This window comes from Limosilactobacillus reuteri (assembly GCF_013694365.1).
Classification (GTDB): domain Bacteria; phylum Bacillota; class Bacilli; order Lactobacillales; family Lactobacillaceae; genus Limosilactobacillus; species Limosilactobacillus reuteri_E.
The window spans coordinates 363,467-382,336 of the sequence record NZ_CP059275.1; the positions used below are offsets into that span (position 1 = coordinate 363,467).

The 18,870-nt window shown below is 40.4% G+C and carries 22 protein-coding genes and 7 pseudogenes; 26 read left to right on the forward strand and 3 right to left on the reverse strand.

From position 1 onward, the window contains the following. The first annotated feature begins 114 nt into the window (after positions 1-114). The 17 genes and pseudogenes from HHK02_RS02155 to HHK02_RS02240 all read left to right on the forward strand — a co-directional run bounded on the left by HHK02_RS02155 (position 115) and on the right by HHK02_RS02240 (position 13,518). On the forward strand, positions 115-978 hold the full coding sequence (locus HHK02_RS02155) for an efflux RND transporter permease subunit (RefSeq protein ID WP_085679050.1): 864 nt from the start codon (positions 115-117) through the stop codon (positions 976-978). Further along, the gene (gene phoU / locus HHK02_RS02160) at positions 979-1,683 is read left to right on the forward strand and encodes a phosphate signaling complex protein PhoU (RefSeq protein ID WP_029507504.1); all 705 of its coding nucleotides are present in this window, start codon (positions 979-981) and stop codon (positions 1,681-1,683) included. Beyond that, positions 1,684-2,439 (forward strand): phosphate ABC transporter ATP-binding protein PstB, encoded by a 756-nt coding sequence (pstB, locus tag HHK02_RS02165; protein WP_098035581.1) that lies wholly within the window; start codon positions 1,684-1,686, stop codon positions 2,437-2,439. Beyond that, positions 2,440-3,321, forward strand: coding sequence for a phosphate ABC transporter permease PstA (pstA, locus tag HHK02_RS02170; protein WP_098035580.1), 882 nt, complete (start codon positions 2,440-2,442; stop codon positions 3,319-3,321). Further along, on the forward strand, positions 3,322-4,221 hold the full coding sequence (pstC, locus tag HHK02_RS02175; protein WP_003671970.1) for a phosphate ABC transporter permease subunit PstC: 900 nt from the start codon (positions 3,322-3,324) through the stop codon (positions 4,219-4,221). Beyond that, entirely contained in the window at positions 4,222-5,094 is an 873-nt protein-coding gene (locus tag HHK02_RS02180; protein ID WP_180875037.1) for a phosphate ABC transporter substrate-binding protein, read from the forward strand. Continuing rightward, positions 5,095-5,805 (forward strand): winged helix-turn-helix transcriptional regulator, encoded by a 711-nt coding sequence (locus tag HHK02_RS02185; protein ID WP_098035578.1) that lies wholly within the window; start codon positions 5,095-5,097, stop codon positions 5,803-5,805. A 126-nt stretch (positions 5,806-5,931) separates the two neighbouring features. Then, a pseudogene (locus HHK02_RS13070) lies at positions 5,932-7,407 on the forward strand (transposase). Beyond that, positions 7,408-7,791 (forward strand): hypothetical protein, encoded by a 384-nt coding sequence (locus HHK02_RS02195; protein WP_181462705.1) that lies wholly within the window; start codon positions 7,408-7,410, stop codon positions 7,789-7,791. Continuing rightward, on the forward strand, positions 7,792-8,805 hold the full coding sequence (locus tag HHK02_RS02200) for a hypothetical protein (RefSeq protein WP_003671535.1): 1,014 nt from the start codon (positions 7,792-7,794) through the stop codon (positions 8,803-8,805). Further along, the gene (locus tag HHK02_RS02205; RefSeq protein WP_003671533.1) at positions 8,806-9,336 is read left to right on the forward strand and encodes a GNAT family N-acetyltransferase; all 531 of its coding nucleotides are present in this window, start codon (positions 8,806-8,808) and stop codon (positions 9,334-9,336) included. It abuts the gene before it with no gap. After that, a pseudogene (locus HHK02_RS02210) lies at positions 9,337-9,909 on the forward strand (type I phosphomannose isomerase catalytic subunit); the annotation flags it as partial. Between the two features lie 6 nt (positions 9,910-9,915). Further along, on the forward strand, positions 9,916-10,341 hold the full coding sequence (locus tag HHK02_RS02220) for a zinc-binding dehydrogenase (protein ID WP_003671529.1): 426 nt from the start codon (positions 9,916-9,918) through the stop codon (positions 10,339-10,341). Continuing rightward, the gene (locus HHK02_RS02225) at positions 10,342-10,806 is read left to right on the forward strand and encodes a low molecular weight protein-tyrosine-phosphatase (RefSeq protein WP_181462706.1); all 465 of its coding nucleotides are present in this window, start codon (positions 10,342-10,344) and stop codon (positions 10,804-10,806) included. Then, the gene (locus tag HHK02_RS02230) at positions 10,807-11,850 is read left to right on the forward strand and encodes a hypothetical protein (protein WP_003671526.1); all 1,044 of its coding nucleotides are present in this window, start codon (positions 10,807-10,809) and stop codon (positions 11,848-11,850) included. Then, on the forward strand, positions 11,851-12,408 hold the full coding sequence (efp, locus tag HHK02_RS02235) for an elongation factor P (protein ID WP_003664757.1): 558 nt from the start codon (positions 11,851-11,853) through the stop codon (positions 12,406-12,408). Next, positions 12,409-13,518: a PTS transporter subunit IIC gene (locus tag HHK02_RS02240; protein ID WP_181462707.1), complete on the forward strand. Its 1,110-nt coding sequence runs from the start codon at positions 12,409-12,411 to the stop codon at positions 13,516-13,518. Positions 13,519-13,666: 148 nt separating this feature from the next. Here HHK02_RS02240 and tnpA read toward each other — a convergent pair. Next, a pseudogene (gene tnpA, locus HHK02_RS02245) lies at positions 13,667-14,125 on the reverse strand (IS200/IS605 family transposase). Positions 14,126-14,291: 166 nt separating this feature from the next. Here tnpA and HHK02_RS02250 point away from each other — a divergent pair. From HHK02_RS02250 to HHK02_RS02280, 8 genes and pseudogenes are all read left to right on the forward strand, one after another. Then, a complete protein-coding gene (locus HHK02_RS02250; RefSeq protein ID WP_003671520.1) occupies positions 14,292-14,693 on the forward strand; it encodes a hypothetical protein in 402 nt (133 codons plus the stop codon). Further along, positions 14,694-14,819, forward strand: coding sequence for a hypothetical protein (locus tag HHK02_RS12845; protein WP_003664763.1), 126 nt, complete (start codon positions 14,694-14,696; stop codon positions 14,817-14,819). Continuing rightward, positions 14,820-15,683, forward strand: a complete 864-nt coding sequence (locus HHK02_RS02255) for a MetQ/NlpA family ABC transporter substrate-binding protein (RefSeq protein ID WP_178084821.1) — start codon at positions 14,820-14,822, stop codon at positions 15,681-15,683. After that, the gene (locus tag HHK02_RS02260; protein WP_003664767.1) at positions 15,684-16,160 is read left to right on the forward strand and encodes an S-ribosylhomocysteine lyase; all 477 of its coding nucleotides are present in this window, start codon (positions 15,684-15,686) and stop codon (positions 16,158-16,160) included. Next, entirely contained in the window at positions 16,161-16,847 is a 687-nt protein-coding gene (locus HHK02_RS02265) for a matrixin family metalloprotease (RefSeq protein ID WP_085720337.1), read from the forward strand. Further along, on the forward strand, positions 16,848-17,048 hold the full coding sequence (locus HHK02_RS02270) for a hypothetical protein (protein ID WP_231124896.1): 201 nt from the start codon (positions 16,848-16,850) through the stop codon (positions 17,046-17,048). It begins immediately after the preceding gene. Then, positions 17,049-17,234, forward strand: a complete 186-nt coding sequence (locus HHK02_RS02275; protein ID WP_078010085.1) for a hypothetical protein — start codon at positions 17,049-17,051, stop codon at positions 17,232-17,234. It begins immediately after the preceding gene. Continuing rightward, a pseudogene (locus HHK02_RS02280) lies at positions 17,235-17,591 on the forward strand (helix-turn-helix domain-containing protein); the annotation flags it as partial. Between the two features lie 152 nt (positions 17,592-17,743). Here the strand turns inward: HHK02_RS02280 and HHK02_RS02285 are convergent. Beyond that, positions 17,744-18,076, reverse strand: a pseudogene (locus HHK02_RS02285) (RNA-guided endonuclease InsQ/TnpB family protein); the annotation flags it as partial. Between the two features lie 2 nt (positions 18,077-18,078). Between HHK02_RS02285 and HHK02_RS02290 the strand changes: the two are divergent. Beyond that, a pseudogene (locus HHK02_RS02290) lies at positions 18,079-18,411 on the forward strand (RNA-guided endonuclease InsQ/TnpB family protein); the annotation flags it as partial. Here the strand turns inward: HHK02_RS02290 and HHK02_RS02295 are convergent. Then, positions 18,404-18,688: pseudogene (locus HHK02_RS02295) on the reverse strand (IS30 family transposase); the annotation flags it as partial. The pseudogenes HHK02_RS02290 and HHK02_RS02295 overlap by 8 nt on opposite strands. Positions 18,689-18,870: the final 182 nt, after the last annotated feature.

Genomic DNA, 18,870 nt, shown 5'->3' on the forward strand with positions numbered 1-18,870 from the left:
ATTACCCTGATCTTTTTTGTTCAGGCATTAATATTTGCGGTTCTTCAGTGGGTGATTTATTTTCGCGTTGAACAGACAACACTAAATGTAAAAAGGGAAAGGAAAAAGCAATGAATGATTCGGCGACATGTTGTAGAATCGGGGCTTATTGCGCTTTGTGTAATATTGACTGCAATTGTGTTAATGATGTGGTGGGCATCCCAATACGCCCATTTTATTACGACGGCCATGATGATTATGATCATTTTGGGCTTAATGGTAGGGAGCTTAGTACCAAATATTATTTTAACCTGGCTTGCAATCGGCCTAACAACGATTGGTAGTGCCATTTTATTGCTAGGTTATGTGGTAATGGATAATTCGATCAAAATAATGCTACTGTTTGCCTTTCCAATTACCGCAAGTTTAGCTTACTTTAGTCGTTATATTATTGGAGAATGGGGATGGCTTGACCGTAATCGCGCAGAGATAGAAAGCTATGCGACCCACTATAATCAAATAGTAAAACTTCAGACGGCCTATAATGCTAATAAGATTTATAAAAAGGAACTTCAATTCATTATTAAAGAACAAATTGCTGATTTGTGGATTGATGTTACAGCGATTCACTGGGTTCATAATCACCAAATACGGCAATTTCATCATAATGATTACAACTATGCTCTTCAGAAAATTGCGAAAGTCTTAAAACGGCGACGATTACCATCTGAAGCCTTGTACTATTTAGAAGATGGTACTTTTTTAATTTTGTCATATCATTTACCAGATATTATATTTGCTTATCAGAACCAAAGCACGCGTGCAGGACTTGATGAATTACAAATTAATAGTTCAAAACCTCAGTTTAAATGGGGACATTTGAAGGTTGATGATATCAATGCGACTTCATTTAAGAATCTGGAAAGTGTAATGCGTCATATTGAAAGAGATATGGAAACAGACCTTGTCGTTGAGTACCTAAGAGGGGTTCAGAGATAAATGGGAGCAATTTTTGACGATGAATTAAAACGGCTGCGGAGCCACTTCATGGAAATGGGAATTGACGCTAGTGAGCAGATCTATCAAGCAACAAAGGCATTTACGGATCATGATGCGGACTTAGCAGATAAGGTTTTAACAACTGATACAAAGATTAACGATGAAGAAATTCATTTGGAAAAACAGGCGTTGAAGCTAATGGCATTGCAAAACCCGGTTGCAACCGACTTTCGGAAAATTATCAGTATCTTAAAAGCTAGTACTGATATCGAAAGATTAGGAGACTATTCCACCCATATTGCCCGCGCTGCGATTACCTTAAGTAAATTTGAACATCATGAAGACATCGAACAGCCAATTGAACAGATGATGATGATTGTTCGCAAAATGCTTGAACGAATCCTTGATGCTTATGTCTATACTGATGAGCAGGTTGCCTATGAGGTTGCTAACGAGGACTTGAAAGTTGATTTACTTTATGTGAAATTACAAAAAGAAATCATGAAAGCACTGGTTAAAGGTGGCGAAGATGTAAAAGCCTATGAAAGTTATTTGGCCGTTATCCGGAATTTAGAACGCGCTGGCGACCATATTGTTAACTTAGCAGAATGGATTATTTACAGTGGATCGGGGAAACTGGTCGAATTGAATCCAGGAAAGGCTGACCCAACGTTAGTCCGTCGGAAATTAACTGGAAATCAGTAAATGGAAAATTCAGTTGCTCTTGAAGTGAAAAATTTACAAGTATTATATGGTGACAAACACGTTGTTCATGATGTTTCAATGAAATTTCCGGCCAATAAGATTACGGCAATGATTGGGGCTTCTGGTTCAGGAAAGTCAACATTGTTACGAAGTCTTAACCGGATGAACGATGACTTAGCAACGGTCAAAGGTGAAATTAATTTTCATGACTTGAATATTAACCAGCCTAAAGTTAATGTTTACCGGATTCGTCAACAAATTGGCATGGTCTTCCAGCAACCAACACCGTTCCCCTTATCAATCTATGAGAATGTTATTTATGGATTACGGCTTGCCAGAGTAAAGGACCGGCAAATTCTTGATCAACGAGTAGAGGAGAGTTTGCGTCAGGCCGCTTTGTGGGAAGAAGTCAAAGATCACTTAAAAGAAAGTGCGCTCGCCTTATCAGGAGGGCAGCAACAACGACTTTGTATCGCGCGGACGCTGGCAGTTCAGCCAGAAATTATCTTAATGGATGAACCGACAAGTGCCCTCGACCCGGTTTCGACTTCGCAAATTGAAGATACTCTTGTACAATTAAAAGAGAAATTTACAATTATTATGGTTACCCATAATATGCAGCAAGCATCACGTTCAGCAGACTGGACAGCTTTTATGCACCAAGGAAAATTAATTGAATTTAACCAGACGGCAGATACTTTTATGAATCCTCAACAACAACAAACGGCGGATTACCTTAGTGGAAAATTTGGTTAGATGCGTCCAGAAAAAGTAGATCGGTTGGCAACCGTGATTATTTTAACTTTAACCGGTTTAGTAGGGTTAGTTTTATTTGCCTTGTTAGCGTACCTATTACTATCAGGAATTCCCCATATTTCTTGGCATTTCTTAACGTCAAGCGCTGAATCATTTAGAAGTGGTGGGGGAATTCGTGATCAATTATTTAATTCTCTTTACCTGGTTGTTTTAACATTAATCGTTTCGATTCCTTTAGCATTGTGTGCTGCCATTTACTTAAGTGAGTATGCACCAGATAATCGGTGGACAAACTTATTACGCTTGGCGATTGAAGTTTTGAGTTCATTGCCATCAGTAGTAGTGGGATTATTTGGTTACTTAGTCTTTGTTTTGCAATGGGGGTTAGACTTCTCCTTACTTGCGGGGGCACTAGCATTAACAATTTTGAACTTGCCGATTTTAACGCGGGCATGTGAAGACGCCCTTTGCCAAGTTCCTTATCTTCAACGTCAGGCCGGATTGGGATTAGGAATGTCAAAGTGGCGAGTAACAACTAAAATTGTTTTACCGGCTGCTTTACCGGGAATTATTACTGGAGCGATCCTAAGTGCTGGCCGTATCTTTGGGGAAGCTGCTGCCTTAATCTACACGGCCGGGCAGAGTTCACCGGCAATTAGCTATACCGATTGGAATCCATTTAGTCCTACCAGTTTCTTAAATCCATTACGACCAGCCGAAACTTTAGCTGTCCATATCTGGAAAGTTAACAGTGAGGGATTGGTTCCAGATGCCCGTGCTGTTTCAAATGGTTCAGCAGCGGTTTTGATTCTAACAATTTTAATCTTTAACCTATTAGCTAGATATATTGGTTATTTAATTAAGCAACGACTTGCAAAGTGAATGGAAGACTTACGACAACGTTTGACACAGCCCTCGGTTGAAAGTAAGCAGGAAGCCTCAGGGAAAGTAATTAGTTATCTTGCAATTACTTTAATTGGGGGACTAGTGGCAACGATCTTAATCTTTTTAACTTGGAAAGGAATTGCCCTCTTTACTGGCAATCACTATTCATTGTGGGATTTTCTAAGTGGAATTAAATGGCGGCCAAGTGATCATGTATTCGGGGCCTTACCGATGATCGCCACTTCTTTTAGCGTTACTCTTTTGTCAGGAGTAATTGCTTTGCCGCTTGCCTTAGTAGTAGCTATTGCAATCACAGAGATTTTGCCATCAACCGCATATAAGTTTCTTCAACCGACCATTGAATTATTAGTCGGAATTCCATCCGTCGTATATGGCTATGTCGGTTTAACAGTAATCGTTCCCTTCTTACGTCGCTTTTTCGGCGGCACTGGCTTTGGGATTCTCGCTGCTACTTGTGTATTGTTTTTGATGATTTTACCAACAATGACCTCGATGACAATTGATAGTTTTAGGGCAGTTCCTAAACAATATCGCAATGCGTCTGCAGGGCTGGGGGCAACTCGCTGGCAGACGATTTCGCGGGTGATTATTCCGAGTGCTAAAAGCGGGATTTTAACGGCAATGGTATTCGGGATGGCCCGGGCATTTGGTGAGGCCTTAGCAGTCCAAATGGTAATTGGAAACACGACGGTAATGCCAACGGGATTGATGCATTCAGCGGCCACCTTGACTAGTGTTTTGACTACCGGAATTGGAAACACAGTCATGGGGACGATCTCAAACAATGCACTCTGGTCCTTAGCTTTAATTCTATTAGTAATGTCCTTGGCCTTCAATCTTTTAATGCGGCTCGTTAGCCGGAAAGGGGTAAAATAAATGAAAAAAACGATTATCGGGGTTGTTATCGTCGCAATAGTCTGTTGGTTAGGTGGGTCATGGGTACTCGCTAAGCAACAACCATCACAAGAAAAAATTACCATTGTCGGCTCAACAGCTCTTCAACCATTAGCTGAAGCAGTTGCAAATGATTACCGGACTAAGCATCCCCAAACCAGCATTATTGTACAGGGTGGGGGTTCAGGAACCGGCCTTAGTCAGGTACAAGCAGGAGCAGTAAATATCGGATCTGCTGATATCTTTGCTGACCAGCAAGATGGAATTAATGCCAATAAATTAGATGATAATATTGTTGCTGTTTCGGGAATAGTACCAATTGTTAATGAAGAACTTGGCATTAAGAATTTAACAATGAAACAGCTTCAACAAATTTTTACTGGTCAAATTAAGAATTGGCAAGAAGTTGGCGGACCTGATTTGCCAATTACAGTTATTAATCGTGCTCATGGGAGTGGAACCCGGGTTGCGTTTGAACAGACGGTATTGAAACCGGGGATGCAGGCAGTAAATGCTCAAGAACAAGATTCAAACGGGACAGTCAAAGAAATTATTAGAAATACACCAGGGGCAATCAGCTATATTGCATTTGCTTATCTTAATGACCAAGTTCAGTCAGTTAACCTTGATGGAGTAGCACCAACTGCTGATAACATTACGACTAATAAGTGGCCATTATGGTCATATGAGCACATGTATACGCAAAAACAGCCATCCCAATCAACTGCAAATTTCATTAAGTATATGCAAAGCGAGAAAGTTCAAAAGACGCTTGTAACAGAAGCTCACTATATTAGCATTCATGATATGAAAGTTGAAAAAACACCAACTGGGAAAGTAACTGAAAGGAAATAGATGACCAATAAATTTTTGCTAATGAGCCAGCAAGACGATCTCGTCCACCAGTTACAAGCTATTTGTAAAAAAGAACACTGGACCTATGAGCTCGTGACTACTCCGACTGGGTTAGTAGTAGCCTTAGAAAAAAATCAAATTAGCGGAATTTGGTGGGATATGACGGAAGTAAGCTTAGACACCACGATTGCTACCATGACCCTTATTCGGTCGCAAGTCCAAGGACCGATTACCGTTTTTACTCCTCGCTTTACGGAACACATTCAACGAAAATTATACCGGGCACATGTTGATGATGTAATTGCATTCCCTCTCCTCCCCAGTATTTTCCGCTCCTTAATTCAGCAGCGCTTGTGGACTTACCACTATCCACAGATGCATTCATTAGCTGATGATAATACAACCAAAAATGATCCAGTAATAACTACTGGATCATGGGAAATTAATCAAGAAACCTATACTGTTACTAAAAATGATAAAACAATTGCTTTAACACCCAAGGAATTTCAATTACTTTCTTACTTAGTTGATCATAAAGGACAGGTATTAAATCGGGATCAACTCGTTAATGGAGTTTGGGGATATGATATTCTTGATACTTCACGGATCGTTGACATTCATATCAGTCACCTCCGCGATAAACTTGAAGATGACTCCCAACACCCTACTCACCTTCTCACAGTACGGGGATTTGGCTATAAATTTGTTTAAGGCTGGGAAAAAACTCCTAGTCCAAAATAAAAACCGGATGATGAATTTTTTGAACAATTCATCATCCGGTTTTTATGTACACAGGAAATCGTTCCTGATATGATGTAATTATCCCTAAAAACAACCATGTATCCAAATTATACCATAGGGCAAACCGAATTCTCACTAAACTATAACTATGATTTACCACAAAATCATGTTGCACGATTAATTAGTGATTTTGTCGACTCGATTCCACAAGATGTGCTATTAGAAGATTCAGTAGCGGCTACCGGCCGCCCCTTCATCGCATCCAGCAATTATGCTTAAATGCTTAAGATTCTCTTGTTTGCCTACGCACGCCAAACTTATTCTGGAAGAAAGATTGAAATGATGTTGGATGAGAACCTACCAATGCGTTGGTTAGCTTATGATTATACTTATAGCTACCATACCATCAATAACTTTCGCCGCAGTCAGCACGCCAGTAAGCTAATTAAACATGCCTTTGTCTACTTTACCATGGTTTTGAAAGATCACAGACTAATTCAAAACGATGCGGTTTTTATCGATGGGACCAAGGTAGAAGCCGATGCCAATAAATATTCATTTACTTGGCGACGGGCAGTTGAAAAGTATCACGCTAAGTTAAGAGAAAAGACAAGTAAGCTTTATGAGGAACTAGTAGAAAAGCAAGTGGTGCAAGAAATGGCACCGGAGCTGGTTACTTCCGCCGAAGGCATGGACGTAATGGAACAAGAACTGGCGGAGAAAATCACTAAGCTAGATGGAGAGATTAAGCAAGAACCAAAAATCATCAAAGGTGGTTCAGTGAGAAAACGGCGCCGTCGTTTTCTAAAAAAGCTTCGTCACCAATTAAGCAACGACCTAATTCCGCGTGCCAAAAAGTATGAACGTGCCGAAAATATCTTCCAAGGTCGTAATAGCTATTCCAAAACTGACCACGATGCGACCTTCATGTGTATGAAGGAAGATCCAATGATGAATCGGGAGTTGAAGCCCGGCTATAACCTGCAAATCGCTACCCATAAGCAATTTGTCCTTGATTACGGGCTGTTTTCAAATCCAACTGACACCAGGACCTTAGTGCCATTCCTTACCCAGTTTCATGCTTTAGATTTCTTTGAACATATCGTCGCCGATGCAGGCTATGGTAGTGAGTACAATTACACAATGATTCTTGATCGGTTTGAAAAGTAGATGAAGGTTAACCCAACCTGGAATTATTATAAAGCTAAAGTTAAAGATACCCTCTCAAGTGACGAAGGAAAGGCAATTTATCGTCGACGGATGTCCGACGTTGAGCCGGTCTTTGGTCACATGAAGAGGGATTTTGGCATACCCCGAACTCATCTCAGTGGACAACGGGCTGTGGAAAATGATATCGGGCTAGCCCTGATGGCATTAAATCTAACGAAATTTGGCCAATCAATTAGTCGATTGAAGACTAATTTCATAACTAATTTAAAATCCGAACTACGATTTTTGGATCGATCAAAAATCATAGTCCGGATTTTATTGTTAGAGAACCAAGAATTAATAGTTAATTCCCAGCCTCGTTTTATTAGTGTAATCAATTTAATTTATCTTTCATCCGTGTGAATGATGAATCAAGAAGCTAATCATGGAATTACTTATTCTTTAAGCTTTTTGCGTAATGCTGATTACTCTAAAGTTCTTTTTTGGCTAGGAATAAAACCGCTGGACTTTGATGATTTACACGAATTATTGACTAATATTTCTGATAATCAATCGATAACCATAATTGAGGAATTACAAACCAAATACTTAATCAGTCCGATTAAAGAAGCTGGTTGTTTTGTTCTCACGACAGGTGGTCAAGAAATTGCCCGTCTCATTATGTCATTAGGGGTATGGGGACGTCAGCAAATGGATGAAAATGGTGGCAACAATAGCGTTCAAGTCGTTCTCCCCCGATTCTTCCATGAGGCAAAAAGAACTATTAAAGTATCGAAACATGGTTGAATGGACAAAATCATTGCGTTGACCCGTCAACAGCGAGAAGATATTTTACAACAGTTAAGGCCAGACCAGGTTCAGGCATTGAGTGAATTTACGCGTTATGCGATGCTATCGCGTTTTCATACTCATCACTATCTTAAACAGACTGATTGGGAGTTTCAGGGAATGGTAATTGATCCTTGGTATCAGCGACAACATGATCATCCTGGCGACAACCTCTATTGTGATTGTGGTCGGCGTTTAAAGAATCAATTTATCTTACGTTCACGGACAACTGGTCGGCAACTATTTTTAGGCATCTCTCACTTCCAGCAGCATGCAAGCATTCCCCACAAAGTTGCTAGGGAGATCCAGGCAGGCATTAATGAAATTAACCTGTATATGGATAGTATTCTGTTGGCTTATCAAGCTGGTCGGCGTTTTCCAAAAAAGATATTCCAGTTTGTTGTTGCCCAGCAGGGATTTAAGAACCACGAAGGGACGATCCTTTACCAGCGATGCAACTTATTTAGTCAGGTTGACCTTCCACTCCACCAACGCGATTATCAAGATCTGCAAACCTTATATCACCAATTAAAACAAGGAGTTACCCACCGTCTTACCAAAGAAGAGATTACACAATTACGAGATGATATTGCAACGGATTGGCGACAAGTCGACCAGCAGATTACGATGTTTAATTATCTTCTTCGTCAACACGGCCTCACAGTTCAAGATCTTCACCGGATTAAGAGCAATTCAATTAACTATGCTTTACAGCGCCGGAAAACTCGTTTCATGATTCATGATTATAAGCAGTTTAAGGATGTGACTTTGACGAAGGCGCGGAGCCAGTTAGCGATTAAATTACGGCAATTATCATTCTATCTGCAAATATTCCAGCCAAATGAGTTAGCAAAAGTACAGTGTGAACAAGCGCAACAAATATTGATCGCTCATAAGATGAGTAGTCCTAAATCACATTTCTTTGGAATAAAAGAGGCACAAATTTTACTAAAAAGTAAATATACAATATAATTGGATTTAGACATACAGCCCGTGAGGTTGAGTTTAAAAGAATATAAACAAGTTAAACAATTATATATGCGCGCATTTCCGAAATATGAGCGAGAACCGTGGACGTGGCTGCTCATCAAGAGTAAGTATCAACGCGCTGACTTTATGGCCTTTTATGACCAGGAACAGTTTGTTGGATTTGCTTACGTTATTCACAGTCACGGTATGCATTATATTTTGTATCTCGCAGTTAATGATCAAATCCGTTCTCAAGGATACGGGACACGGATTATTAATGAACTTCGTCGCCTTTACCCTGAGGATTCGCTGGCTCTGGACGTTGAGCAGCCTAATCCTCAAGCGGCAAATAACCAACAGCGGTTACGACGACTTAAATTTTATCGGCGCAATGGCTTTTTCCCAACTCCAAAGCTTTTCAAAGAGGAAAAAGTCACTTTTCAAGTTTTAGCAACCAATAAAAAAATCAACCAACGAAAGATTGATAAGGCCTTTGAGTGGTTCTCATGGCCGCTTGGTTGGCTGATTCAATAATTGCCAAAAGTTTATCAGCAACATCCTGAGCTGTTTGGTAATCCACGCTCTTCTGTTTTTCCATTATTAACAAAGATTCTTGATGCTAATGCTAGTCTATCAATTCAAGTTCATCCCGACGATGCTTACGCCGAAGAACATGAGCACGAACTAGGTAAAACAGAGTGTTGGTATGTCATTCATGCAGAACCTGGAGCTTATTTAACATACGGCCATACCGCAAAAACGCGCGATGAGCTTATTAAGATGATCGATAATCACCAATGGTCAAAACTTTTTAGTAGAAAGCCAGTAAAAACAGGGGACTTTGTCTATGTGCCAAGCGGAACTATCCATGCCTTAAATAAAGGAATTATCGTCTTAGAAACCCAGCAAAGTTCTGATACCACTTATCGGATCTATGACTATGACCGTCGAGATAAAAAACAGGTCAGCTACGCCAGCTTCATTTAAGTGCCATTTACTGAGCCACAAATTAACCCCCGCATCGTCCATAATGATAGTTCAATAATTACTACTTTAATTTCTCAACCTGACTCACCATTCTTTACCGTCTACAAGTGGGAGATCAATGATTAATTGGGCGCTACTGAAACAATTAATAACACGGCTGAAGATCCCGTCAAAGCAATTAAGGAAATCGTTCCGCGTGGTGTAACTTATGCAATCGATACTACCGGAAACACCGGTGTAATTAAGTCAGCAATTGATAGTCTTGCCACCGCTGGAGAATGTGTCCTCTTAGGAGTTTGCGGCGATATTACCTTAAACTTAATGAATGATATCTTATCAGAATCTAAGAAAATCTCTGGGGTTGTCGAAGGAGATAGCAATCCCCAAGAGTTTATTCCTCAACTAGTTAAGTACTACAAGCAAGGCAAGTTCCCCCTTGATAAGCTTGTTAAGTACTACGATTTTGCTGATATTAACCAAGTTATCGCTGACTCAACAAACGGAAAGGTTATTAAGCCAATCATCAAAATTGATCCTGAATTAGCTAAATAAATGAAAGTAATTTTTGTTTGCCTTGGTAATATTTGCCGCTCACCAATGGCGGAAGCAATGTTCAAAAAAATGGTTGCAGAAGCTGGCCTTGCTGATCAAATTACTATTGGTTCAGCCGGAACAAGTAACATTGCAGAAGGTTCACCTGCTGATAGTCGAACAAAAGCCATTCTCGATAAATATCACATTAAAGACGACGGAATGATTGCCCGTCAATTGCAGGACAGGGATTATTATGATGCCGATTATATTATCGCAATGGATCAGATGAATGTCCGGGACGCAAAAGATATGGCACCAGCTGGGTTAGAAAATAAGGTTCATGGAATCTTTAAAGCTACCTCAGGAAAAGAAAATTGCTATATCGTTGACCCCTGGATCACTCACCGATTCCAAGATACCTATGATAGCTTAAGTGAAGCTCTCCCCAATTGGCTTGCTAAGCTAAAGAAGGAAATTAAATAAATGAATAAAAAAATAGGATTTTTAATGGTTACGGGGATGGGCCTATTATTAGCTGGTTGTGGAAATCAGGCTAACAATAAAGCGGCTAATTCTTCATCTGCCTCAAGCAGTAGTTTATTAGTGGCTAAAAGTAATGTGAAAGTTAATAGTGATAACATGAGCCCCCAAGAAGCTGTTAGTTTGATTAGTACGTATTGTGGCCTTCGTTATGGTGGGAATTGGGCTGCCATGGCTAAAGAAGCGCAAAAAGAGGGATTGCAGGTAAATCTTTACCCAAGTTCTAAATACCAATTGAGTGATGGAGGACAAGGAGTAGCTTACGATGTGACTGCTGGTGGAAAGTCACAGGGCTTGGTTTACACTGTTAATAACGATGATGTAAACATCTACCAAAATGTCAAGGAAAATCAAAAGAGTACTAAACTTGCCACAATCTCAAAGTCAGAAATGGCCAATTATGTTAATCAAGAAGGTCAGGGAAAGCTCGTTAATGACTTAGCTGCTAAGGCACAGGTAGTCGATAAGCGCAGTGGGGATAGCAATTCCTCAGCAAGCACCAGTAATTCTGGCAATGATCATAAGTATGGCCGCAGTGGTACTATTGATGTTCCAAGTGAAATGCAGGGAACATGGTATTCGGCAGATAATGATGCTGATTCAACAATAACATTTGGTCCTCATACCTTTACCTACAGTGGTGAGAATAGCAGTACAACAACTCAACTCTTTAAACAGGATTCTGAGTGGGGTGAAGACGAGGATAACTATACTAACGAAGGAATCCAAAACGCTACTAAGAACTGGGGGAAAGCCAGTTTCTTTAACATGGATGGATCACGATGGTTAAATATCCGTGGTTGGGTTCAAAATGCCGGTGACGGTTCATCATATACTGTTAAGACCGAAACAATCGATGGAAAGCAGGTTAAAGTTCTTGTATCAGCCGGGGGTGCCGGAAATTGGGTAGATGCTGTTTACTACCAATCAAAGGATATGGCACAACAAAACGCTGATAAGAAGTTTGACGATCTTAATTACCAATAAATGATTCAAACAATTGATTTGAAAAAGGGTATGGTTTTTGAACGTGACGGTAAGTTATTAAAGGTTCTTCAAATCAACCACCACAAGCCTGGTAAGGGTAACACTTTAATGCAAATGGACATCCAAGACCTCCGTTCAGGTTCAATTGTCCACACTACTATGCGTCCATCTGAAAAGGTTGAACAAGTTAACGTTGACAAGCGTTCTGCTCAATACCTTTATGATGAAGGTGACTCAGCCGTATTTATGGACCTTGAAAGCTACGAACAATACAGTTTAAACCATGACTTGCTTGGTGACGACAAGAACTACCTTGTTGAAAACATGAAGGTTATCTTAAACTTTGTTAACGGCGACATCATTGGTGTTGAATTACCAACTACTGTTGAATTAACTGTTGCTGAAACTGAACCAATGATTAAGGGTGCTACTATCGATGGTGGTGGTAAGCCTGCTACGATGGAAACTGGTTTAGTTGTTAACGTTCCTGCATTTATCAAGAACGGTGACAAGTTAATCATCAACACTACTGATGGTAGCTACAAGTCACGGGCTTAGATGATGGAAAATCGAGTTAGCAATTCTAAAGCTAATGCAACTTATCAAAATTCATCAAAGGTCAAGGAAGTGGCCTATCGAATTTTTGCGGCGGTGGCTAATGCTATTTTGGTCGTTCTAGGAGGAGGATTATTAACTCAAACAATTGGTAACTTGACAGGTATCCATGTCCTTACCCTAATTGGTGGTGAGGCTCAAGCATTATTAGCGCCTGCTATTGGGGTTGCGGTTGCTTCACAGATGAACACAAATACATTAGTTACATTTGCATCAATGGTAGCGGCTACCGTTGGATCAAATGGTGTTCATTTTACTGATACGGCGGTTAAAGGAATGACTGCAACAGGGCAAGTAACTGCGGCGGCAGCGGGAGCACCGATTCTTACTACTGGCCAACCTGTTTCTGCTGTTTTAGCGGCACTTGTTGCTGTTCTTGTCGGTAAGTATTTAACTGGAAAGACGCCACTTGATATGGTTCTTGTTCCATTTGGTGCGTTAGCCGTGGGGATCGGTTTTGGTCTAGTCGTTGCGGCAGTTGTTACGCCGGCGCTTCTTGCTGTGTCCGCCTACATTGCGCATTCGATGCAAGTTTCACCAGTTTTAGGATCAATGGTAATTTCCGTTGTGTGGGCCCTATTTCTGATGACGCCTGCCTCTTCTGCAGCCTTGGCCGTTGCGTTGATGCTTGATCCGATCTCTTCGGCGGCTGCCTTGATCGGTACTACTGCTCAATTTGTTGGTTTTACTGCGATGTCATTTCGGCAAAATAACCTTGGCGCAAATATCGCCCAAGGACTTGTTACCCCTAAAGTTCAATTTCCCAATCTCCTCATCAATCCTTATCTTTTAGTTCCAACGGTTGTTTCAGCAGCTGTTTGTGCACCAATTGCAACAGTTCTGTTTGATTTCCGTTCAACATCGACCTTAGGAGGATTGGGACTAAACTCCTTGATTGCACCAATTGCTTACTTATCACGCGGCTGGGCTCAGTTCAGCACATACATGGTTTTCGGCGTGGTAGCACCCGCTGTTCTTTCAATTGCTCTTTACCTTGTTCTTAAGCGCGCTGGATTCATCGGTGAAAAGCAATTACATCTTGAGCTAGTTTAGAAATCATAACCACCCGTCAAACGGGTGGCTTGCACATCGGCTATAAGCCGATAATAAAAGCCGGCGTCTCAAGGCGCTGGCTTTCGCTTTGCTCAAGCCAAAATGCTCTGACTACTTTGCCACCGCTTTAAGCGGTGTTTATACTACCTCACTTACCCTTAAAAGGGTCCGAATATTCCACACTTGTTAGCTTATCCATTGATATATCACGTTTCTCTTGATCTCGGATATGCTTCTTTATCGTGGATTCATTCAATCCAACTGTACTTATATAGTAGCATTCAGCCCAAAAATGTCGGTTCCCATATTTATATTTTAAGTTTGCATGTCGATCAAACATCATTAATGCACTTTTCTCTTTTAAGTATCCCATAAACTACGAGGCACTTAGCTTCGGCGGAATACTTACTAACAAGTGCACATGATCTGGCATCATATGACCTTCAATTATTTCTACTCTCTTATATTTGCACAATAAACGAATATAATCTCTCAGGTCTCTTCAGTATTGATTGAAGATCGCTTTACGTCTATACTTTGGTATGAATACGATGTGATACTTACATAACCACTTCGTATGGGCTAAGCTATTTAATTTATTAGCCATATTTATATAACCTCTTTTCCCTTATTGACTTTGGCTTGAACACCTACATCTTAAGGCAAAAGAGGCCTTTTTTATATAATTTTTATCGCCCACCCGCATAGCAGGTGTTTTTTTGTTTCGTGCACTCGCTCTGCTCGCGCACTCAACTAGGTCTAAAGACATTAATATGTTGGCTTTTGGGCCAACTGGGGTAGTAAATGCTAGTGTCCAAGCAGATACGACTACCCCAGCAACAACGCAAGCAGGTGGTATTGTAGCTGAATCGGCGCAACCGCAAAATTCAGGGGATGAGACTGCCCTAGATACTGCTGAAACGAAGAGAAATGTTGTAGCTAATACTACTGACACTTCTAGAACCAGTGAACAAAAGACTACAACTGCTCAGGCTACTGAAAATTCAAGTGCTGCTTCTTCTGCAAATAAAACTAATAGTGAAGAAGAAAATAAAAATGCTTTTCTTACTTTCAATGTAAATACTGCTGACACCCCTGCCAATGAAGCAATTCAAGAAAATAAGATTGTTGCAACAACAGCCACTACTACCACAAATGGTGGCTATGATTATTAAATGAAATGGGTAAGAAAACTTGCACAAAGCGTAGTAACGATTGTTTTACAAGCACTGGTTGCCCGACTCGTGTATCACTTATTTGCAAAGAAGCAACCGAAAGAAACAACGAAAAGCAATGACTAAATGATGAGAAAGAAAAAGCATACCGGATGGTGGATTATTGGTATTGTAGTAGTGATTTTAGTTGCAGCTGGACTTAGTGTGGGCGCTAATGGTGGTTTTACCCGCAACGATGAGATTACTGTTGGAACGATTGGCCCAGATGTCCAGGTTTGGCAACACATTGCAAATAGTAAACAGGCCAAAAGTGAAGGTTTGAAGATTAAGGTCAAGAGCTTTACTGATCCCGTAGCTTTAAACCGGGCGACTGCTAGTGGTGAAATTGACGTAAATGCTTTCCAATCATGGTCATATCTGCAAGCTTATAATAAGGAAAATAAGAAAGCACAATTAGCGGCGATTGGAACTACCTATTTAGAACCAATGGGCTTATATTCAGATAAGTATAAGAGTGTTAAAGACATTCCAGATGGTGCCACAGTTGCGATCGCTAATAACCCAGCAAACACGGCGCGTGGTCTCTTACTCTTACAAAGTGCAGGTTTGATAAAATTGAAGCCGGGCTTTGGGGCAACAAGTGGAACCAATGAGATTGCGGCTAATCCAAAGAACCTTCAATTTAAAGAAATTGATGATACCACCGGACCACGAGTATTAAAGTCAACTGATTTAGTATTAATCGGTAATACGATTGCTTTAACTGGTCATTTAAATGTGTTGAAAGATTCTATTTATCACGAAAAAGTTGATCAAAGCACGAAGGATAACATTAATGTTTTAGCAACTGCTAAGAAGAACCGTGATAATAAAGAATATAAGAAGTTAGTCAAGCTTTACCATAATAAGCAAATTCAACAATGGATTGCTAAAAAGTATCAAGGAACAAAGGTGAATGTTGATAAGCCATTAAATTATCTAGAAAATTAAATGGCTAAAGTTGAAAGTTTTACATTAGATCACACAAAGGTTAAGGCACCTTACGTTCGTTTAATTACCGTTGAAGAAGGGGCAAAGGGAGATAAGATTAGCAACTATGATTTACGGTTAGTCCAACCAAATGAAAATGCAATTCCAACTGCTGGTTTACATACGATTGAACACTTACTTGCTGGCTTGCTTCGTGACCGTTTGGATGGCGTGATTGATTGTTCCCCATTTGGCTGCCGGACTGGTTTCCACTTAATTACGTGGGGTGAACACTCAACTACTGAAGTTGCCAAGGCCTTGAAGTCCTCACTTGAAGAAATTGCCTACAAGACTAAGTGGGAAGATGTTCAGGGAACAACGATTGAATCTTGCGGTAACTACCGTGATCATTCATTATTCTCTGCTAAGGAATGGTCAAAGAAGATTCTTGATGAAGGGATTTCAGATAAGCCATTTGAACGCCACGTGGTTGACTAAATGCGTCGATTTTTAGTAGCACTCTTAGTCACGGGGATGGTTGGAATTAGCGATTATCATGTCTATGCTGATGCAGATGCGCCTTCCCAACCTTTCCAATCATCATTTTTTAGTCAGGATTCTTCTGATAGTAATGATTTTCAGTTTTCTAATGGCGGCCAACGACCAAATGCAGAACGGCTAAGAATCCCAGAAAATACACCGACACCGCTTGAAGGATTTAGGTGGAAGAAAAAGAATATTACTATTTACATGGAAACTGCTGATCCAAAATTAAAGTGGGCTTTTCGTGATGCGGTCAAAAAATGGAATAAGACGAAAGCAGTTCATATCCGCTGGACTAAGAACGAAGATAAGGCCAATATTATTGTGGCTGATGGTGATCTAGCACGAAATAATACAGGAAACAATGGTGTTGGCTATACAACATCTGAACTCGGCTCAACCCGGACGGAATATGATCCGACTACGAATACCTTGCATAAGGCAACCTCAACTTTGGACCCTAATCAGTTAGACTATACTAATAAAGAGTTTCGAAGTGAGGTTGCACAACATGAACTGGGACATGCCCTTGGGTTAGCCCACGCTCCAGAGTATGAGCATAGTGTGATGATCCCACGAAACATCAAAAACGGAATAACTAAAAATGATGCTAAAACGTTAAGAACGTTATATCGGGAATAAATGCAACTATTTGCGAACTTATGGCGATTTTGGGGAATTGATACGATGAACATTTTTCTGCGCTTTGGTTTTAACCTGCTTGGCTTAGTGATTGCCTTTGCCGGGTATGCCCTTTATCAACAGTGTGATTGTTGTTTTCAACCGCATGATAAGTTGACAGTCTATTTAAAGCGCCGCGCCAGTCTTAAATTCACGAAGTAATTGTGTAAAATAGCTGATTCTTCGCGAGATGGTTATTACAAATGGCTCAATCGAAAGCCAAGTCGATATTATAATGAGCAAGCAGAGTTACTTGAAGCGATTGTAGAGTTAGAAGAAGAACATAATTGGACGCTGGGATATTTAGCGATGACTACATATTCTTTTGGTTGGCGAATTTGTTCCTAAATGAGTGGACGAAAGACTGACTTTGAAGAACGACTTACTATCATTGAAGAGTTGATTAAGCATAATGTGAACTACAATTGGGCAGTTGAAAAGTACCATATTAGTTACCAACAAGTTTATGGCTGGTATCAAAAGTATCGCAAAAGCGGTAATGACCCAGAATCACTTCGTGATCGCCGAGGCAAAGCTAAGCCAGAAGAGAAGTGGACGGAAGTTGACCGACTCAAGGCAGAAAATCGCTTATTAAGGGCTCAGCTAGAAAAGCAAAAGATAGAGATTGCGTTCGCAAAAAAATTAACAGAAATACGCAATCGGGAGGTGAAAAAGGACTCCGGTACCAAGCGATCAAAGAACTAACAATTGAACTACTCCCACTTAGCTAAACCTACGGTTTAATGCTTGAAGTGGGAGATTCTGGAAACATCGCATACTTACCCTACCGATTCTGAACGAACCTTCAAGCAGAGGTTACGACTATTAACCAAGGCTCGTCCCGAGCCTAACTTTATCTATCGGATAGCTAATCCTTTTTGCAAGATGACTTGTGCAGCGTTAATATCACGATCTAAATGTTTACCACAGTTTGGACAATCCCACTCACGTACCGCTAACCATTCCGATTTATTCAATCCTAACCGATGATTATTCTTCCCACAATTAGCACAAATTTGGCTAGTATATGACGGATTGACCTGAATAAGCTTTTTACCGTACCAGTCACACTTATATTGCAACATATCTACTAATTTTGACCAGCTAGCGTTAGCGATTGCTCTAGCTAAATGGTGATTCTTCATCATTCCCTTAGTATTAAGTTTTTCCAACACAATGATGTCGTACTTTTAAGTACGACATCATTGTGTTGGAAAAACTTAATACTAAGGGAATGATGAAGAATCACCATTTAGCTAGAGCAATCGCTAACGCTAGCTGGTCAAAATTAGTAGATATGTTGCAATATAAGTGTGACTGGTACGGTAAAAAGCTTATTCAGGTCAATCCGTCATATACTAGCCAAATTTGTGCTAATTGTGGGAAGAATAATCATCGGTTAGGATTGAATAAATCGGAATGGTTAGCGGTACGTGAGTGGGATTGTCCAAACTGTGGTAAACATTTAGATCGTGATATTAACGCTGCACAAGTCATCTTGCAAAAAGGATTAGCTATCCGATAGTTGTGTCTGGCGTCCAGCCTTGAGCCACTTTGGCTTTGATATAAGTTACCTCATCAGTGGGCAATTGAATAGCCTTCCGACCGCAATGAGCCTTGTTTTCACGATAGTGTTGGTAATATTCTTGGAGCGTGTGGCCGGCGGCCAGAAAGCGATAAACTCGGTAGACGGTTTCTAAGCTCCGGTGCAAAAGTTTGGCAGCCCGGTAGGCTTTTACTCCTTGGTCACGAAAATTAGCGATCATCGTTAGTTCGTCTATGGTAAGATGATGGTAGGTCATTTGTGGTGTCCTTTCTTTTGATGTATGGGTATTCAAAAGTCTACCACAAATGGCTTTTTATTTTTCTAACTTAATTTTACAAACCGCGAATGACCTACCATCATCTTACCATAGACGAACTAACGATGATCGCTAATTTTCGTGACCAAGGAGTAAAAGCCTACCGGGCTGCCAAACTTTTG

What these genes read in the sequence shown, in the direction of transcription:
- phoU (WP_029507504.1), top strand. Translation starts at nt 979, where the DNA reads ATGGGAGCAATTTTTGACGATGAATTAAAACGGCTGCGGAGCCACTTC.
- pstA (WP_098035580.1), top strand. Translation starts at nt 2,440, where the DNA reads ATGCGTCCAGAAAAAGTAGATCGGTTGGCAACCGTGATTATTTTAACT.
- HHK02_RS02180 (WP_180875037.1), top strand. Translation starts at nt 4,222, where the DNA reads ATGAAAAAAACGATTATCGGGGTTGTTATCGTCGCAATAGTCTGTTGG.
- HHK02_RS12845 (WP_003664763.1), top strand. Translation starts at nt 14,694, where the DNA reads ATGAAATGGGTAAGAAAACTTGCACAAAGCGTAGTAACGATTGTTTTA.
- HHK02_RS02230 (WP_003671526.1), top strand. Translation starts at nt 10,807, where the DNA reads ATGAATAAAAAAATAGGATTTTTAATGGTTACGGGGATGGGCCTATTA.
- HHK02_RS02260 (WP_003664767.1), top strand. Translation starts at nt 15,684, where the DNA reads ATGGCTAAAGTTGAAAGTTTTACATTAGATCACACAAAGGTTAAGGCA.
- pstC (WP_003671970.1), top strand. Translation starts at nt 3,322, where the DNA reads ATGGAAGACTTACGACAACGTTTGACACAGCCCTCGGTTGAAAGTAAG.
- HHK02_RS02200 (WP_003671535.1), top strand. Translation starts at nt 7,792, where the DNA reads ATGGACAAAATCATTGCGTTGACCCGTCAACAGCGAGAAGATATTTTA.
- HHK02_RS02155 (WP_085679050.1), top strand. Translation starts at nt 115, where the DNA reads ATGATTCGGCGACATGTTGTAGAATCGGGGCTTATTGCGCTTTGTGTA.
- HHK02_RS02270 (WP_231124896.1), top strand. Translation starts at nt 16,848, where the DNA reads ATGCAACTATTTGCGAACTTATGGCGATTTTGGGGAATTGATACGATG.
- HHK02_RS02250 (WP_003671520.1), top strand. Translation starts at nt 14,292, where the DNA reads ATGTTGGCTTTTGGGCCAACTGGGGTAGTAAATGCTAGTGTCCAAGCA.
- pstB (WP_098035581.1), top strand. Translation starts at nt 1,684, where the DNA reads ATGGAAAATTCAGTTGCTCTTGAAGTGAAAAATTTACAAGTATTATAT.
- HHK02_RS02265 (WP_085720337.1), top strand. Translation starts at nt 16,161, where the DNA reads ATGCGTCGATTTTTAGTAGCACTCTTAGTCACGGGGATGGTTGGAATT.
- HHK02_RS02225 (WP_181462706.1), top strand. Translation starts at nt 10,342, where the DNA reads ATGAAAGTAATTTTTGTTTGCCTTGGTAATATTTGCCGCTCACCAATG.
- HHK02_RS02240 (WP_181462707.1), top strand. Translation starts at nt 12,409, where the DNA reads ATGATGGAAAATCGAGTTAGCAATTCTAAAGCTAATGCAACTTATCAA.
- efp (WP_003664757.1), top strand. Translation starts at nt 11,851, where the DNA reads ATGATTCAAACAATTGATTTGAAAAAGGGTATGGTTTTTGAACGTGAC.
- HHK02_RS02185 (WP_098035578.1), top strand. Translation starts at nt 5,095, where the DNA reads ATGACCAATAAATTTTTGCTAATGAGCCAGCAAGACGATCTCGTCCAC.
- HHK02_RS02255 (WP_178084821.1), top strand. Translation starts at nt 14,820, where the DNA reads ATGATGAGAAAGAAAAAGCATACCGGATGGTGGATTATTGGTATTGTA.
- HHK02_RS02195 (WP_181462705.1), top strand. Translation starts at nt 7,408, where the DNA reads ATGATGAATCAAGAAGCTAATCATGGAATTACTTATTCTTTAAGCTTT.